A 15931-nucleotide genomic window follows, 5' to 3' on the forward strand; every position below is an offset into this window, starting at 1 on the left:
ATGTTATTTTAAGTGGTTATTTTATTTGTAAGTTATAGCAGCAGAGGAGTCTTTATCATGTCAGAGTTGTTAAATAACATCATTCAAACATATGCCCAATTTTTCGATTGGCATATGTGGGTGGAGGTTTTATCCGATCCAGTGAGCTGGGGATTGATTGGGACGCTCGTATTGATGGAAGGATTACTATCAGCGGATAACGCCTTGGTATTGGCAATAATGGTCAGGCACCTTCCGGTAAAACAACGGAAAAAAGCACTTTTTTATGGTTTATTAGGTGCTTACGCTTTCAGGTTTGTAGCGATTGGAATTGGTGTGTTCCTCATTAAGCTTTGGTGGGTAAAGGTGATTGGGGCGGCCTATCTTGGCTGGCTCTCTTTTAAATACTTTCGGGATAAAAGAAGAAAACAAGCTGGTAACGATGAAGATATCCAGGGGATGAGTAAAAACAGCTTGCTGATCCGTATGTTTGGTACATTATGGGGGACGGTGGCCGCAGTGGAATTGATGGATATAGCATTTTCCGTCGATAGCGTCTTGGCCGCCTTTGGTGTGAGTGAAAAAGTCTGGGTCCTTTTGACCGGCGGGATGATTGGTGTTTTGATGATGCGAGGAGTGGCAGGATTATTTTTAAAACTGATAGATAAGGTTCCGGAATTGGAAAATGCTGCATATGTTCTTATAGGATTCATTGCTATAAAAATGCTAATTGCTGTCTTAGGGATTGAAATCCCGCCTGCTATCTTTTTTGCCTTTATTCTAATGATTTTCGGTACCACAATCGCGCTTCATTTTAAGAAAGGGAAAAAGCTAAAAGAACATGGTTGATCACTATTAAAAAAAAGCTGATATCAGAAATGATGTCAGCTTTTTTTATGGAACGAATAATGGAACGTTGATTTTTACTCCAGGCACTCGTTTTCCGCGGGCGGTCCTGGATCCTCCTCGGCGCCCTGCGCCTGCGGGGTCTCCCTCGGACACGTATTCCCGCAGGAGTCTCGAACATCCGCTCCAATCAACGTTGTTTTAACAGTTAGATAGAACCCCTTTTGCCAACATGATTCAATTCAGCGAGATCAACTGGAGCCCTTGTACCATTTGTTTCGTAAAATGGAGACATCCATAGATTTCACTTTCATGTATGACTTGATGAAAGGGAAAGAAAGCAAACCTGCTTTACCCTATACACGTCCTCGAACAAAAGAAAGATTCTTCCGCAAACATGACTATGTGTACGATGAACATTTTAATTGTTAGCTATGCCCATCTGCTATTCATTCAATAAAAAATCAAAAAGGATTCAGTCTACAAACTAAAAAAGCTGACATCAGAAATGATGTCAGCTTTTTTTATGGAAAATATCAAGTAATTGAAGAAGGATGGTGAATGAAGTGAAGAAAAGTAAAGGCAATAAAACGTTAAGCCAGAGAGAAGAGAGTAACGGATGCAGCAGTATGCCAAGGAAAATGGCGAACAGCAAAAGGTCGAGTATGATGAACACTTTTAAACTGTAGATATCAAGGACTTCTTCGGCAAGTTCACGATGCTCATTCAGGCTGGCTTTTTTATTATCGGTTTCCATGTAATCACCTTAAACCTTTTACGATTATACTACTGATATATGAAAAGACTGGAACAATGGTTCGTTGTTGATGTTTTGCAACCGAAATTACCAAAAAAACATAGAGTTTTTACAATAGGTCAATATGTTATACTAATATAATAGTATGAAAGATTTAGAGAATTTAAGAAACATATATATTCTAACGATAATGAGAACTGGAGAAAGGGGAGATGATTGTGAAAAGAAAAAAATGGTTAACCATATTTGCCTTATTTGCCTTTTTCCTCTCTATGCTCTCCTATTCCTTGGCAAAGGAAGATGGAGTAAAATGGCGGAATTTGCCCAAAGATAATCTTATAAGACAAAGTGAATTATTTAAAGAAAATAAAGAACTGCAAAGTATTTTTTTGTTTCCATCAGAAGGGGAATACGATCAAACGGAAGCATTGAAAATCGTAGGAACCATTGATAAATTGCCTCATTCCCTATTGGTGAAAACTGCTGAGAGTGGTGTTAGGGTCAAACTTTTTAACGGTAATTTAACCGAAAACCAATCTGCTGCTAAATTAAAGGGACAATTCCCGCGTGGTTATTTAAATAAAAATACGACTTGGGATGATGTGCCTGGAATGGGCGGATCCCATACAGTATTGGTTAAAATCGGAGCGAGTGACAAGGGGCACGGGCATGGCTCTGTCAATTTGGAGCTACATGAGTTAGCACATTCCATTGATAATATCGTTTATGATGGAATACGTGAGGATATGGATTTTTTGAGTATTTGGGGTAAGGAAGTCAATGGACTGTTTCCCGGACAGTCGTATTTTTCCAATTATCCTGAAGAATACTTCGCAGAAACGTTTGCCATGTTTTATGTAAACTTCGAACAAAATCAATTACTGAGACAAAAAGCGCCCGAGACTTATAATTTTATTAAACAATTAGATTAAACTATGGGCGGTTATACGTTAAAATAAGGAGAATGAATGTAGAAAAGGTGGTTTATCATGAAGCAATATTTAGATTTATGTAAACATGTACTCGAGAATGGATCTCAAAAAGGCGATCGTACCGGAACAGGCACGATCAGTACCTTTGGATATCAAATGAGATTCAATTTAAAAGATGGTTTCCCTGTCCTTACAACGAAAAAGGTTAGTTTAAGAGCGATCATCCATGAACTATTATGGTTTTTGAAGGGGGATACAAATGTTGGCTACCTTCAGGATAATAGCGTACGCATTTGGAATGAATGGGCTGATGAAAACGGTGAATTAGGTCCGATCTATGGTCATCAATGGCGTTCTTGGGGAACTGCAGATGGCAGGCAAATCGACCAAATCAGTGAATTGATCGACCAAATCAAAACGAATCCAAATTCAAGAAGATTGATAGTGAGTGCCTGGAATGTTGGAGAATTGGACGAGATGGCCTTGCCGCCGTGCCACGCCTTCTTTCAATTCTATGTGGCTGATGGCAAGCTTTCCTGCCAGCTATATCAACGCTCAGCGGATGTATTTTTAGGTGTTCCTTTTAATATTGCTTCGTATGCGCTCTTAACAATGATGATTGCCCAGGTGTGTGATTTGGAAGTTGGGGAATTTGTACATACTTTTGGGGACGTCCATATTTATTCTAATCACCTTGAACAAGTGGAACTGCAGTTGACACGTGATCCGAAACCATTGCCTACCATGAAAATAAATCCGGAAGTGAAAAATATTTTTGATTTTAGCTTCGAGGACTTCGTTCTGGAAAATTACGAAGCCCATCCTCATATAAAAGGTGAGGTTAGCATATGATTTCGTTAATAGTGGCTATGGATCAAAATCGAGTAATAGGGAAAAACAATCAACTTCCTTGGCATTTACCGGCAGATCTGCAGTATTTTAAAAAAGTGACGATGGGCCATCCAATCGTCATGGGTCGAAAAACATTCGAATCGATCGGCAGGGTACTGCCTGGCCGGGAAAATGTCATCGTTACCCGCAATCAGGATTTTAAAGCCGAAGGTTGCGTAGTTTTACATGATATTTTACAAATCAAAACGTATGCAGACGACAGTGATAAGGAAGTTTTCGTGATTGGCGGAGCCGAAATCTTTAAAGAAATCATGCCTGTTACCGACCGATTGTATATAACGGAAATTCATGAAACCTTTGAAGGTGATACTTTCTTTCCATTGATTAATGAAAAAGAATGGGATAAAATCTCTTCAATCCAGGGCATCATGGATGAAAAAAATCGATATGCACATGATTTTATTATTCTGCAAAAAAAATAAATGTCAAAATCCGATTATGGGGCAATGACCATAATCGGGTTTTTTTGGTGTAGAATGAACAAAAGAAAGAATTTTTAGAAAAATCAATTACATTAATAACAGTAAAGTGCTATAATGATTGAATTGATTAGGAAGGAAATGAGGGATTAATATGAATCAAACTGCATCTATGAATAGGGGGATTCAATTGGAAGACATTCTAATTGCCTATAGAGAACTGAAAGAGATTGTTTTACATACTCCATTACAAAAAAATCAGAGGCTCTCTGATAAATATGAATGTAATGTTTATTTAAAACGCGAGGATCTTCAACATGTTCGCTCTTTTAAATTAAGAGGGGCTTACTATAAAATGAAAAGTTTGACCCAGGAAGAGACGAAGAACGGGATCGTTTGCGCCAGTGCAGGAAACCATGCACAAGGAGTTGCTTTTTCTTGCAGTCAATTAGGTATCCACGGAAAAATTTATATGCCTGCCACAACACCAAGGCAAAAGGTCGATCAAGTTCAGTTATTCGGCAGGGATAATGTGGAAATCGTCCTGATCGGTGATACATTCGATGATGCGTTTGCGATGGCAATGGAATGCTGTGAAGAAGAAGAACGTACCTTTATCCATCCGTTTGACGATGAAAAGGTAATTGCCGGTCAGGGTACGACCGCTGTTGAAATCCTGAATGATTGTGAAGATGGAATCGACTATGTATTCGCAGCTATCGGTGGTGGCGGATTAATGGCGGGGGTATCAAGTTATTTCAAATCGGTTTCACCAAAAACGAAATGCATTGGGGTGGAGCCTCAAGATGCTGCTTCGATGAAATATTCGTTCAAGGAAGGAAAAGTTACCGAACTTGAAAACATCGATACATTTGTTGACGGGGCAGCTGTCAAGTGCGTAGGTCAGCTGACATATCAAATCTGTAAGGAAAACCTGGAAGATATCGTTGTCGTTCCTTCAGGGCAAATCTGTACGACGATACTCGATTTATATAACCAGCATGCGATTGTCGCTGAGCCGGCAGGGGCTATATCTGTAGCTGCTTTGGATTTGTACAAAGAACAAATCAAAGGCAAAACGGTTGTTTGCATGGTCAGCGGAGGGAATAACGACATTGGTCGTATGCAGGAAATTAAGGAAAAATCATTACTATATGAAGGACTTCTATATTATTTTATCGTGAATTTTCCACAACGGGCTGGAGCTTTAAGGGAATTCCTTGATGAGGTGTTAGGACCGAATGACGATATAAGCCGTTTTGAATATACGAAGAAAAACAATAAAGAAAGTGGTCCGGCCCTTGTTGGTATAGAGCTAAAATATAAAAATGATTATGATGGACTTATTCAAAGAATGAACAAAAAAGGATTTTCGTTCGTTGAGGTCAATAAAGACAGTAATTTATTTCACTTATTGATTTAATCATGGACAAAATGATAAATTAGGATAGAATAATACTTATGTTTTTACATTTTATTCTACCTGACCGGCCGTTACGAGCAGAATGTCGATAATTGTTACCATTATATGACGAATTGCGGGTTTACTTTCAAATGGTTGGAAATGGTATTATAATCGGAATAAGTCTTATTACAACACCAAAGGGGATGTATCCATGTCAAACATTGGAGTACCTGGTCTAATTCTCATCTTAATTTTGGCATTAATAATTTTTGGTCCGAAAAAACTTCCCGAGATTGGCCGTGCTTTTGGGCAAACACTTCGTGAATTTAAAAAGTCCACGAACGATTTGACAAAAGGTGATTATGAAGATGATAAGAAATTACAACAAAAAAATCATGAATGATTGAATGCTGGGCGTAAGATGGAATCGTCTTACGCCTTTATGCTGGAACAAAGATACGGATTTTCAGATGAAGGCGTGATCAACTTTGGAAGATAAAGAATTAAATATCATCGATCATCTCGATGAATTGAGAAAACGGCTTATCATTACTGCGGTTGCTTTTGTCATCTTTTTTATCGCCAGTTTTATTTATGTGGAAGAGATTTATAATTGGTTTGTGAAGGATCTTGATTTTGACCTGATGGTATTGGGACCGAGTGATATTATCTGGATTTACTTTATGCTTTCAGGGGTTGTAGCCATTGCTGCAACGATTCCGATAGTAGCGCTGCAAATCTGGTTATTCGTTAAACCCGCTTTGATGCCAAATGAAGTAAGAGCGACCCTTTCCTATATACCAGCACTTTTCTTGCTTTTTATCGGAGGGCTTGCATTTGGTTATTTTGTCATCTTCCCGACCATTCTTCAATTTTTGATTGAATTGGGTGATGGGATGTTCATAACCAGCTTTACAGCGGATAAATACTTTTCATTCGTCTTTAATATGACAATACCTTTTGCTGTTTTATTCGAGCTTCCTGTCGTTACTATGTTTTTGACCTCCATTGGGATAATTAATCCATATGTGCTTCAAAAATTAAGAAAGTACGCTTACTTTGTACTTGTGGTCATAGCGATTTCGATTACGCCGCCCGACTTTATGTCAGACTTTTTGGTAATGGTTCCACTACTGTTGTTATACGAAGTCAGTATTTCATTATCCAAGTTCGTCTATAAACGCAAGGTGAAGCGTGAAAGCTTGCGGGAAAGCAACTACGAGGAAGGTATATGATAAAAGGACTCATGAAGGCTTTTGGCCCTTATGGGTCTTTTTTTAATGGAAGACAGGCAGGATTTGTCCTTTTTTTATACATTTGAATATTTATACTTTTTGATTTATTGTGTATAATGTAAGCAATCGGTTAAAAATGAGGATTGATATTTTGATGTTCAAATGCTTGGAATTCAAAGATTGTTTTGGACATAAGGTCACAATTTCAGAAATACCTGTCTTACTGCCAAGTGATCCGAATTTTTTTATGTTGACCGTGCGTTTGGAAGTATTCGTAAAGAAAGTTTTTGCTAATAAAGATCATAAAGAAAATTACTCATTCAAGCATTATTTAGCATCCGTACTCAAATGGCCTGTTTATAACAAGCTTTTTTTTGGGAGTTTACTCAATAATGCTTAATCTGGACTGTTCCATAGCTAACTTCTCCTATAAAAGAGATGCCACGAATTTCATGCAATATCGAATAATGCGGCATGCTCTGGTTAGCTAATGGGATGGTCTTTTTTTGTGTAATCTTTTCGTTCAATAATGATTCTTCCGCAAAAAAGTAACCTTTGGTTTGAATGCCTACCTTGAATAGGTATAATACAATAGATATGTTAATCTAGGGATGTGTAATGATGAATAAAGTTAAGATTGTAACAGACTCAACAGTGGATATGACACCAGAAGAACTTGAATATTATGATATAACAATGGTTCCTTTATCGATCTTTATTGATGGGGAGACTTTTTTAGATAAGGTTGAAATCGAACAAGAAGAATTCTTGAAAAGAATGAACCAGTCAAAAGAACTTCCAAAAAGCTCACAGCCAGCCGTAGGTACATTTGTGGAGGTGTACGATGAACTTGGTAAGGACGGCAGTGAGATCATTTCCATTCATATGACAGGTGGTATGAGCGGCACTGTACGCTCAGCGGAGAGCGCAGCAAGCATGTCTGAAGCGGAGGTCACCGTTTTGGACTCGAAATTCATTTCCAAGGCTATGTCCTTTCAAGTGATCGAGGCAGCGAAACTGGCGAAGGAAGGGAAATCCGCAGCAGAGATAATCGATCGCCTTGAACAGATTAAAAAGCAGTCAAGTTTGATCATTGTCATAGAAACACTAGATAATCTCGTTAAGGGTGGAAGGATTGGTAAAGTTTCCGCTTTCATCGGTTCATTATTGCACATAAAGCCGATAGCGCTACTGGATGATGGTGTACTGAATCCTGTTTCCAAAGCTAGAAGCCAGTCACAGGTCGTGAAGTTCATCATCAAGAAGTTCAAAGAAGATACTCAAGGAAAAAAAGTTAGGAGTATTGGTTTTGTACATGCAAATGGACTTGAAATTGCAGATAAAGTCCGCCATGCCATTTCAGAATTATCGGGTTTTCATGACATAAAAATAGAAGCAACCACTGCCGTCGTCAGTACCCATACAGGTGAAGGTGCCATGGCGATCATGTATTATTGGGACTGATAAAGCCGATTGAAATATGTCTATTGCAGTAAGGTCCTTAACATTTTTATAAATGTCTTTATTTCGTTGAAAGTGTTGCTGTTCTCATGCCTATTGGTCTGTTAAAATTAATGAAGTAACAGAATATTTTATACATAAAGGACGGGGTAGGGATGAGAAAGCTGCATTTGCTTATGGCAGCTATGGGGGCTTCAATTTTATTGCTTTTAACTGCATGCGGTTCCAATGGAGTACCTGATGCTAAAAATTGGGATTTGGAAGATTTTAGTTATATTGATCAGGAAGGCAAGCCTTTTTCAAAAAGTGATCTTAAAGGAAAGGTTTGGGTGGCGGATTTTATTTTTACTAGCTGCGAGACAGTTTGTATGCCCATGACTGCCAATATGACGAAGCTGCAACAGCAATTGAAGGATGAAGGTATATCAGATGTAGAGTTTGTTTCTTTTTCTGTAGATCCTGATATTGACAAGCCGGATGTTTTAAAAAAGTTTGGAGATCAATTTAACGTTGATTACGGGAACTGGCATTTTCTAACCGGTTATGGTCAGGAAGAAATCGAGCAGTTTGCATTGGATAACTTTAAAACAATCGTCAAAAAACCTGAAGCAGAAGATCAGGTGATTCATGGGACAAGCTTTTTTCTAATGGATCAAGATGGAAAAATCATTAGGGATTACACAGGTCTGCAGGATATTCCTTTTGATGAAATCATTAAGCATATTAAAATATTACAGAATTATTGAACAGGTTAATTGACCTGTTCTTTCTGTTTTTTTTTGTTCTTTATTGATTTTTTAAAAGAGCCTATTTGCGATAGTGAAAATAACGGATTTAGTTTTTGAAGAAACAGCGGAAGGGAAGAATGATTTTACCTGCACAGTACATGCTAAATTTTATAGGACTAGCTTTAATTTCTTGCATTTTTCATAGTGTATAGGAAGGAATGCTCTACCTAGATGTGCAATGAAGGTATATTGTTTGCAATCTTTCGTTTTCTACATGATATAATATATGGGTAGGAAGGTGAGGGTCATGAGGTACAGAATCACCTGTCTTTTCATATGCATAGTTTGGATTTCAGGTTGCGGTCAAAGTGAAACAGCTTCAAATCAACCATCCGTTCAGCAGAAAAGCATAATAGAGCTGAGTGAAAAGGAAACTATTCCTGCCAGCTTTTTCCCGGATCCTGTGCAAATCGTGTCGATTGGCGATTCCTTGACTCAAGGGGTCGGTGATAGCAAAGATAATGGCGGCTATCTGCCTTATTTACAAAATAAGCTGGAAAAAGAACCATCCATTACTTCTGTAGAGATGATAAATCATGGCATACGTGGAAATAGGACCGACCAACTATTGAAAAGACTGGATAAGGTTAGGATTAAAGAAGACATAAAACAAGCAGATTCGATTGTTGTCACAATCGGTGGAAATGATATCATGAAGGTCTTTAAACAGAATTTCTCGAATTTGGAACTGAATCAGTTTGAATCGGCAAAGGTAGGGTATGAAAAAAGATTAAGGCAGATACTTGATAAGGTGCGCTCCGAAAATGACCATGCCCAAATTTACCTTGTGGGCGTATACAATCCATTTTCCAAATGGTTCGCAGATTTTTATGAACTTGATATGATCATGAATGAATGGAATGAAAGTGGGAAAGAGATTATAGAAGAATATGATTCAGCCTATTTTATTGAAATAGCAGATATTTTCAAGAATTCCGAGGAAGATTTACTTTATGCAGAGGATTATTTTCATCCCAATGACCGAGGATATGAATTGATCGCGACAAGAATCTATAATGACATGGATATAACCACAATTGGAAAGGACACGTTGGAGGCAAGTGCCAAAGGAGATGATGACCAAGAATGACAAATGTCAAATGGAAGGCTTTGTTTATTTCCCTATTAGCCCTAAACATCCTGGTCATCCTATTTGTTCTGATTTTAGTTAATCTACCGACTAAAGATGATGAGCTGATACCAAAAGTAAGCCACGAAGAAGATATCCAATTTCAAATCCATACGAATCGGGAAGATTTGACAAGGTTAATCAACCAGTATCTTGATAAAGAAGGATTGACGGGATCCATTCATTACGAAGTATATTTAACGGACGTAGTCGAATTATATGGAACCATGCCATTCTTCAATCGTGAAGTAGAAATGAAATTAACTTTTGAACCAATAGCCCAAAAAAATGGGGATTTGATCCTTAAGCAAAAATCCATTGCTGTCGGAAAAATGAACCTTCCTGTTTCATATGTAATGAATCTAATAAATGAGCGTTATAACATGCCGGATTGGGTAAGCATTAGCCCCAATGACGAAAGTATTTATGTGTCATTACAGGATATGGAATTGAAAAGTGACATTAGGGTTAAGGCAAAAAAATTCGATCTTGAAAATGATGACATTTCATTTTTATTGACCATCCCCTCATCACTGCAATGATAGTGATTAAATCGATTAAAAACCAGGATCAATGTTTCCTGGTTTTTATCCATTTATGGGGATAACGTTAGGGTTTCTAACGTCGATGATTCCCGTTTTAACCCTAGTATATAAATGGTTGAGGAGGTATTTCCCTGGAAATCCTTGTTAGGAAGTGAAAGGATAATCTCTTTTGTCCCTGCTTTCCTCACTTCGAAGTCAACGATCATGGGATGTATATTAAGGTATTCACTTGCTTTCCTGAAGGGGAGATTTTCAAATACGACATCTCCATCTTTGACGGCAATATCGACTGACGGTAATGGGTATGATAGATGGATGAATCGGATCTTGGCTTCATTTTTAGGAACAAATGGATTATCTTCGAAAGTTAATGTCTTCACCGATTCATAAGACAATGCGGCGGCCACGGTATAGGATTTCCCGCTTTCAAGCCCCACTTTACGGCTTAGCAGGGGTGAGGTGGATTGCCCGCTGGGGTATAAATCCAATTGGTACTTGCCGGGGGCGAATGGTAAATATCCATTGTTATCTCTATATGAAAAGTTTTTGAGAAAAGGCATGTCATTTACATAAATATCAATTGGGGGAGCTGTTGGAGCAGCATGTAAAATGCGTACTTGTGCAGGAAGTAGGACCTTCATATGTTCATATCTTATTTGTTGTCTTGCTTTTTCAAGACTTTTCAAGTACTTATGGTAATAATAATCATGCAGATGTGGATTGCTGTACTTATAATAAGACGATAGTAAATCATAAGTTACAGCTTTTTGTAAATATGATCGTTTATCGCTCATTTCCAACACCTCTCATTTTTCCATTATGAGCTATCATATGGTGTGATGCTTGGGCATGTGTCAACCATTGAATGGGAAAGAAACGCTTTCGTTAGAAGGATTGGTCGGCATATTATTTTACAAGGCAAAATAAAAGCGTTAAAATGCTTTCAATGATGGTTTGTAAAAAAAGGAGGATTTTTCATTTGACAAAGCAATTGGAGAAAGCAACATTCGCAGGTGGCTGTTTCTGGTGTATGGTGAAACCTTTCGATGAACAGCCTGGTATCGAATCCGTCATCTCGGGTTATACGGGCGGGACAACGGAAAGTCCCACGTATAAAGAAGTCTGCTCAGAAACCACGGGACATTATGAGGCTGTACAGATCACATTCGATCCAAACGTATATCCATTTGAAAATATAATCGAGTTATTTTGGCAGCAAATTGACCCGACCGATGCTGGCGGGCAATTTTATGACCGGGGAAGTTCTTATCAAACTGCCATTTTTTATCATGACGAAAACCAACGTGAAATTGCTGAGGCATCCAAGTCGAGGCTGCAGGAGAGCGGGAAATTTTCCAAACCGATTGTAACGCCGATAATACCAGCCAAAACGTTTTATCCAGCTGAGACCTATCACCAGCATTATTATAAAAAGCAACCTGAGCATTATGAAAGATATTCGATTGGATCAGGACGAAAAGCATTTATCCAACATCATTGGGGGGAAAAAAAATGAAAAGTAAAGAAGAATTAAAACAGAAACTTTCACCAATTCAATATGAAGTCACCCAAAATAGTGGAACGGAACCAGCTTTTCACAATGAATACTGGAACCTGAAGGAGGAAGGGTTATATGTGGACATCGTTTCAGGTGATCCGCTTTTCACTTCAAAAGAAAAGTTCGATTCAGGCTGCGGTTGGCCAAGCTTTACCAAACCGGTAAAAGAAGAGGAAGTGGTGGAAAATCTCGATACGAGTTATGGTATGAGAAGAATCGAGGTTCGCTCAAAAAAAGCCGATTCTCATCTTGGTCATGTTTTCAATGATGGGCCGGGACCGACGGGATTACGCTATTGCATCAATTCTGCCTCTTTGAGATTCATCCCGCTCCAAGATCTTGAAAAAGAAGGATACGGAGAATACAAGAAGCTATTTGATTGACTGAAAACCCCCTATCATTGGATGATAGGGGGTTTATCTATTTTGCGGGAATTAATCGGTGATGATAGACGCAATCCGGACATATGGAAAGGTGATATGATCTATTGCATTTGTTCTGGCAGTTACCTCAAAACGGACCGTATGTGAACCTGGAGGTAGTTCATTGGTGATAAATAAATACCTTTCACGGGCAAATGGCCACCATGTATTCAAAGTCGTGATTTCATTGCCATCGATCCGTACATTTACTTCCCCTCCATCAGGACTTCTAAGCAGTTTAACACCAAGAATACTTCCCTTGAAGTTATATTCAATTACACTGCCTTTTTCATTACTTGTAAAATACCCCCCCATTGGACGGAAACCTTTCATTTTTACATAGTGGTCAACTTCCGTTAAATCTAAATCAGAATGGGCATGAAGTTTAGGGGGAAGGCCTGCAACGGTCTTCTCCTGCTTTATATTATCTAGGAAGTGATCATAAATTGCATTGGCATAAAATTTATAGCCCAGGCCATTTGGATGAATCAAATCTCTAGTCAACTGTTTTTCCGTATATCCTGAATCCTTGAATATAGGGCGCATATCCACATTCGTTGCACCATAATGCTTGGATAAAAGTTTGATGGCAGATCCAAATTCCTTGAATTTCAAGGAACTTTCAGTTATTGTGAATAATTCTGCATTAGGATGGAGACGTTTTGTCTCTCTGATTAATGCTTCATACGTCATTGTGAAATCATCGACACTCATATACTTGCGGTCATTTTCACCGAATACGATGAAAATCAAATCCTTATGGTCATGCTGCCTTCTTTGGGAAAGCTTAAATAGACCTTCAAAAGCAGTGGATCCGCTTTGGACCACGTAATCCCCGTGGAAAGGGATATCATTTTTTTCATACATCTTATTTTCTAACTGTTTGAACCATGTTAGATTAGGAGTTTCAGCTCCTGATCCTCTTCCAATACTATCTCCAATAACAAGATACTGAATGGGCTTGCCTGTTTGGAATTTTTGATAAACATTTATCGAATCATCTGATCCATATGTTTTAGGAATTTTTTGAAGGATATAGCTGATTAGAAGAATCGTGGCGATTGCAGCGAAAGGGATGAAGGATTTTGCTTTCTTTTTCAATTGTGTTCCCCCGTATTAACCTTTTATGTATCTATTATAGGAATGAGATAGCTTAAAGAGGCTAAGAATTTTTTCTTCCTTATTATATCCTAAATTAAAAGTAACACAATAAATATGAAACGTTTTTTGTCATTTCTCATAGTTATATTTGATCGACCCATTTAATGAGTAACGATGATGAAGGTGCTCATTCGAAAGTTTTTTCTTAAATCCAGAAAAATAGGCAAATGCACAGACCAAGGCGGGCGTATTGACATATGGTAAGGTGTAAAGAGAAATCAGAATTCTAAAAGGAGTGAATCTTAATGTACGGATATGGTGGAAATTTTGCAGGACCAGGGTACGGTTATGGTGGAGGTGGATACGGCGGCGGATACGGCGGCGGTTGCTGTGGATTTGGATCAGGCTTCGCATTAATCGTGGTCTTGTTCATTCTATTGATTATCATCGGTGCTTCATTCTGTTGCTAATTGAATAACCCAAAGACCAGTTGAAAAAGCTGGTCTTTTCTTACTGTAAGGGATTATTTAATTGGACAGCGTATCGTTCTGACTCGAAAGGTTGTTGTACGTAAAAATGAAGATTACTATGTAACAGGACAAGCGATACATTACAAATTTTAAATACATGCAAAACGCGATTAACAAGGATGCCCAATGATGAGGAAAACGAAGCAAAGAGGAACTGGGGGGCAATCGGGACATCTAGGTTGTTTTTGTAAGGGAGATGGCAAAAAAAGAATGATAGAATCCTCATTACATGGAGTTGCCAGACTGTCAGTACTTAAGGTTATTGATTTTTATTTATTCCTCATTTCTGCTAAAATAACGATTATGTTATTAATTTAGGGGGATAAAGATATGAAACCTTCCCGTTTACAAGCAGGGGATGAAATTCGCGTTATTGCGCCTTCGAGAAGCTTGGCGATCGTCAAAGGGGAACAACGCAGATTGGCAGAAGAAAGATTGACGGAGCTTGGTTTTAAAGTGACATATGGTAAAACGGCTTTGTTCCATGATGACTTTTTCTCGAATTCGATTGAAGATCGGATCGAGGATTTGCATGAGGCGTTCAGGGATCCGAATGTAAAGGGGATCTTTACAGCCATCGGAGGTTATAATGCCAACCAATTGTTACGATATATTGACTACGATTTGATTAAGGAAAATCCAAAAGTATTGATGGGGTATAGTGATATAACCGCAATCTTATTGGCTATTTATAAAAAAACTGACTTGACTACATACTCAGGTCCCCATTTCTCGACGTTCGGGATGAAGGCAGGCCTGGAATATACGATGGAACATTTTAAAAAGGCCATAATCGAAAGTGAAGGTTTTTATCTTGAGCCAAGCGAAACGTGGAGTGATGACTCTTGGCATTTAGAACAGGATGATCGAACTTTCCACCCGAATGCAGGATATATGGTCATTCAGGAAGGGGAAGCGTCTGGAACGGTCATTGGGGGGAATCTTTGTACACTCAATCTTTTACAAGGTACCGAGTTTATGCCATCCTTGCAAGACAGTATCCTGTTCATAGAAGATGACGAAGAAAGCCATCCATTCAGTTTTGACCGGGATTTACAATCATTGCTGCATCAGCCCGATGCAAGTGGGATTAAGGGAATCGTAATAGGCCGTTTCCAAAAGGAATCCGGTATGACTGAATATGCTTTACAGGAAATCATCGCAACCAAAAAGGAAATAAATGGCATACCAGTGATCGCTAATGCCAATTTTGGCCATGTTCATCCATTTGTGACGGTGCCGGTCGGTTCAAAAGCTGTTATGAAGGTTAAGAACGGTAAAACAACGATACAAATCGATTCATAAAACAAAATAAAGACGCCGTTCAAAAAGTGGACGGTGTTTTAACGAATATATATAAATATAGTATTCGTTTTTGGTGTTTTTTAGGAGTCTTTCCTCTTATCTTCTCTGGAAATTGTCCAATATTCCATGCATTATTAGGGAATATGAGTCTAATTGTTCAAATTCTATATTTTTCTGATATAATACTAAGAGATTTAAAATAGAAAAGGTGATTATGTGTTATTAACAATTCCCGCATCCATACGTTTAGAAGGGGTTTTGGCCGAGTATAATAAAAAAGGCCGTGTGAGCCATACGTGTTTCGTTTGTAACGAAGACACTTCTAATGGGGATGCAAGTAACTTGAACTACTATAAGTTAGGAACAAAAAAAGTTTGTCATTCCTGCATGAAAAATGTTTTGCGTCATCCATCTTTAAAAGAGTATGAATATGTACATACCTCAGTTATTGATAAAACTGCTTTTTATAAAAATGTGCTGGCTGTTTTAAAGGATGAAAGTTTTTTGGAGTCAGTTCGTGAAGGAAAACTAATTAGCGCATTGTAAGAAAAAAAGTGTATCTCTTGCGGATACACTTTTTTTGTCCCCTTTTTTTAGACAAATTCCT

At 38.3% G+C, this 15931-nt stretch carries 20 protein-coding genes; 17 read left to right on the top strand and 3 right to left on the bottom strand.

The window, feature by feature from the left end:
* Positions 1-57 precede the first annotated feature (57 nt).
* On the top strand, positions 58-828 hold the full coding sequence (locus ACQKMH_RS07330; protein WP_427586756.1) for a TerC family protein: 771 nt from the start codon (positions 58-60) through the stop codon (positions 826-828).
* Between the two features lie 511 nt (positions 829-1339).
* On the opposite strand, the gene ACQKMH_RS07335 is transcribed toward ACQKMH_RS07330, so the two are convergent.
* Positions 1340-1582, bottom strand: coding sequence for a hypothetical protein (locus tag ACQKMH_RS07335; protein ID WP_427586757.1), 243 nt, complete (start codon positions 1580-1582; stop codon positions 1340-1342).
* A 218-nt stretch (positions 1583-1800) separates the two neighbouring features.
* On the opposite strand from ACQKMH_RS07335, the gene ACQKMH_RS07340 reads away from it, so the two are divergent.
* From ACQKMH_RS07340 to ACQKMH_RS07390, 11 genes are all read left to right on the top strand, one after another.
* Positions 1801-2514, top strand: a complete 714-nt coding sequence (locus ACQKMH_RS07340; RefSeq protein WP_427586758.1) for an anthrax toxin lethal factor-related metalloendopeptidase — start codon at positions 1801-1803, stop codon at positions 2512-2514.
* Positions 2515-2571: 57 nt separating this feature from the next.
* The gene (locus ACQKMH_RS07345; protein WP_427586759.1) at positions 2572-3366 is read left to right on the top strand and encodes a thymidylate synthase; all 795 of its coding nucleotides are present in this window, start codon (positions 2572-2574) and stop codon (positions 3364-3366) included.
* A complete protein-coding gene (locus ACQKMH_RS07350) occupies positions 3363-3848 on the top strand; it encodes a dihydrofolate reductase (RefSeq protein WP_427586760.1) in 486 nt (161 codons plus the stop codon). Before ACQKMH_RS07345 ends, ACQKMH_RS07350 begins: the two co-directional genes overlap by 4 nt.
* Before the next feature lie 151 nt (positions 3849-3999).
* Positions 4000-5268, top strand: a complete 1269-nt coding sequence (gene ilvA, locus ACQKMH_RS07355) for a threonine ammonia-lyase IlvA (protein WP_427586761.1) — start codon at positions 4000-4002, stop codon at positions 5266-5268.
* A gap of 193 nt (positions 5269-5461) precedes the next feature.
* Positions 5462-5653 (top strand): twin-arginine translocase TatA/TatE family subunit, encoded by a 192-nt coding sequence (gene tatA, locus ACQKMH_RS07360; RefSeq protein WP_427586762.1) that lies wholly within the window; start codon positions 5462-5464, stop codon positions 5651-5653.
* 85 nt (positions 5654-5738) lie between these two features.
* Positions 5739-6485, top strand: coding sequence for a twin-arginine translocase subunit TatC (gene tatC / locus ACQKMH_RS07365; protein ID WP_230160299.1), 747 nt, complete (start codon positions 5739-5741; stop codon positions 6483-6485).
* A gap of 154 nt (positions 6486-6639) precedes the next feature.
* Positions 6640-6885 (top strand): DUF2535 family protein, encoded by a 246-nt coding sequence (locus ACQKMH_RS07370; RefSeq protein WP_223255914.1) that lies wholly within the window; start codon positions 6640-6642, stop codon positions 6883-6885.
* 221 nt (positions 6886-7106) lie between these two features.
* A complete protein-coding gene (locus ACQKMH_RS07375; protein WP_427586763.1) occupies positions 7107-7949 on the top strand; it encodes a DegV family protein in 843 nt (280 codons plus the stop codon).
* A 152-nt stretch (positions 7950-8101) separates the two neighbouring features.
* Entirely contained in the window at positions 8102-8692 is a 591-nt protein-coding gene (locus ACQKMH_RS07380; protein WP_427586764.1) for an SCO family protein, read from the top strand.
* 289 nt (positions 8693-8981) lie between these two features.
* On the top strand, positions 8982-9824 hold the full coding sequence (locus tag ACQKMH_RS07385; protein WP_427586765.1) for an SGNH/GDSL hydrolase family protein: 843 nt from the start codon (positions 8982-8984) through the stop codon (positions 9822-9824).
* Complete coding sequence (locus tag ACQKMH_RS07390) at positions 9821-10405, top strand: YpmS family protein (RefSeq protein ID WP_230160309.1); 585 nt, start codon at positions 9821-9823, stop codon at positions 10403-10405. Before ACQKMH_RS07385 ends, ACQKMH_RS07390 begins: the two co-directional genes overlap by 4 nt.
* A 53-nt stretch (positions 10406-10458) precedes the next feature.
* Here ACQKMH_RS07390 and ACQKMH_RS07395 read toward each other — a convergent pair whose 3' ends face one another.
* Complete coding sequence (locus tag ACQKMH_RS07395; protein ID WP_427586766.1) at positions 10459-11202, bottom strand: DUF4397 domain-containing protein; 744 nt, start codon at positions 11200-11202, stop codon at positions 10459-10461.
* Positions 11203-11438: 236 nt separating this feature from the next.
* Between ACQKMH_RS07395 and msrA the strand changes: the two genes are divergently transcribed.
* Together msrA and msrB are read left to right on the top strand one after the other, a co-directional pair.
* Positions 11439-11924 (top strand): peptide-methionine (S)-S-oxide reductase MsrA, encoded by a 486-nt coding sequence (msrA, locus tag ACQKMH_RS07400; protein WP_427587534.1) that lies wholly within the window; start codon positions 11439-11441, stop codon positions 11922-11924.
* Positions 11921-12349, top strand: coding sequence for a peptide-methionine (R)-S-oxide reductase MsrB (gene msrB, locus ACQKMH_RS07405; protein ID WP_427586767.1), 429 nt, complete (start codon positions 11921-11923; stop codon positions 12347-12349). Before msrA ends, msrB begins: the two co-directional genes overlap by 4 nt.
* Positions 12350-12400: 51 nt before the next feature.
* Here msrB and ACQKMH_RS07410 read toward each other — a convergent pair whose 3' ends face one another.
* Positions 12401-13489, bottom strand: a complete 1089-nt coding sequence (locus ACQKMH_RS07410; protein WP_427586768.1) for a GDSL-type esterase/lipase family protein — start codon at positions 13487-13489, stop codon at positions 12401-12403.
* 305 nt (positions 13490-13794) lie between these two features.
* On the opposite strand from ACQKMH_RS07410, the gene ACQKMH_RS07415 reads away from it, so the two are divergent.
* The 3 genes from ACQKMH_RS07415 to ACQKMH_RS07425 all read left to right on the top strand — a co-directional run bounded on the left by ACQKMH_RS07415 (position 13795) and on the right by ACQKMH_RS07425 (position 15870).
* Positions 13795-13959, top strand: coding sequence for a YjcZ family sporulation protein (locus tag ACQKMH_RS07415; RefSeq protein WP_427586769.1), 165 nt, complete (start codon positions 13795-13797; stop codon positions 13957-13959).
* A 390-nt stretch (positions 13960-14349) separates the two neighbouring features.
* Positions 14350-15324, top strand: coding sequence for a S66 peptidase family protein (locus ACQKMH_RS07420; protein WP_427586770.1), 975 nt, complete (start codon positions 14350-14352; stop codon positions 15322-15324).
* A gap of 216 nt (positions 15325-15540) precedes the next feature.
* Positions 15541-15870, top strand: a complete 330-nt coding sequence (locus ACQKMH_RS07425) for a hypothetical protein (RefSeq protein WP_427586771.1) — start codon at positions 15541-15543, stop codon at positions 15868-15870.
* The last annotated feature ends 61 nt before the right edge of the window (positions 15871-15931 follow it).

It is taken from the genome of Peribacillus sp. NPDC097895 (assembly GCF_050277555.1).
GTDB lineage: Bacteria > Bacillota > Bacilli > Bacillales > DSM-1321 > Peribacillus.

Coding starts and splice junctions, on each gene's coding strand:
- ACQKMH_RS07330 (WP_427586756.1), top strand. CDS start 58: ATGTCAGAGTTGTTAAATAACATCATTCAAACATATGCCCAATTTTTC.
- ACQKMH_RS07335 (WP_427586757.1), bottom strand. CDS start 1,582: ATGGAAACCGATAATAAAAAAGCCAGCCTGAATGAGCATCGTGAACTT.
- ACQKMH_RS07345 (WP_427586759.1), top strand. CDS start 2,572: ATGAAGCAATATTTAGATTTATGTAAACATGTACTCGAGAATGGATCT.
- ACQKMH_RS07350 (WP_427586760.1), top strand. CDS start 3,363: ATGATTTCGTTAATAGTGGCTATGGATCAAAATCGAGTAATAGGGAAA.
- ilvA (WP_427586761.1), top strand. CDS start 4,000: ATGAATCAAACTGCATCTATGAATAGGGGGATTCAATTGGAAGACATT.
- tatA (WP_427586762.1), top strand. CDS start 5,462: ATGTCAAACATTGGAGTACCTGGTCTAATTCTCATCTTAATTTTGGCA.
- ACQKMH_RS07370 (WP_223255914.1), top strand. CDS start 6,640: ATGTTCAAATGCTTGGAATTCAAAGATTGTTTTGGACATAAGGTCACA.
- ACQKMH_RS07375 (WP_427586763.1), top strand. CDS start 7,107: ATGAATAAAGTTAAGATTGTAACAGACTCAACAGTGGATATGACACCA.
- ACQKMH_RS07380 (WP_427586764.1), top strand. CDS start 8,102: ATGAGAAAGCTGCATTTGCTTATGGCAGCTATGGGGGCTTCAATTTTA.
- ACQKMH_RS07385 (WP_427586765.1), top strand. CDS start 8,982: ATGAGGTACAGAATCACCTGTCTTTTCATATGCATAGTTTGGATTTCA.
- ACQKMH_RS07390 (WP_230160309.1), top strand. CDS start 9,821: ATGACAAATGTCAAATGGAAGGCTTTGTTTATTTCCCTATTAGCCCTA.
- ACQKMH_RS07395 (WP_427586766.1), bottom strand. CDS start 11,202: ATGAGCGATAAACGATCATATTTACAAAAAGCTGTAACTTATGATTTA.
- msrA (WP_427587534.1), top strand. CDS start 11,439: ATGGTGAAACCTTTCGATGAACAGCCTGGTATCGAATCCGTCATCTCG.
- msrB (WP_427586767.1), top strand. CDS start 11,921: ATGAAAAGTAAAGAAGAATTAAAACAGAAACTTTCACCAATTCAATAT.
- ACQKMH_RS07415 (WP_427586769.1), top strand. CDS start 13,795: ATGTACGGATATGGTGGAAATTTTGCAGGACCAGGGTACGGTTATGGT.
- ACQKMH_RS07420 (WP_427586770.1), top strand. CDS start 14,350: ATGAAACCTTCCCGTTTACAAGCAGGGGATGAAATTCGCGTTATTGCG.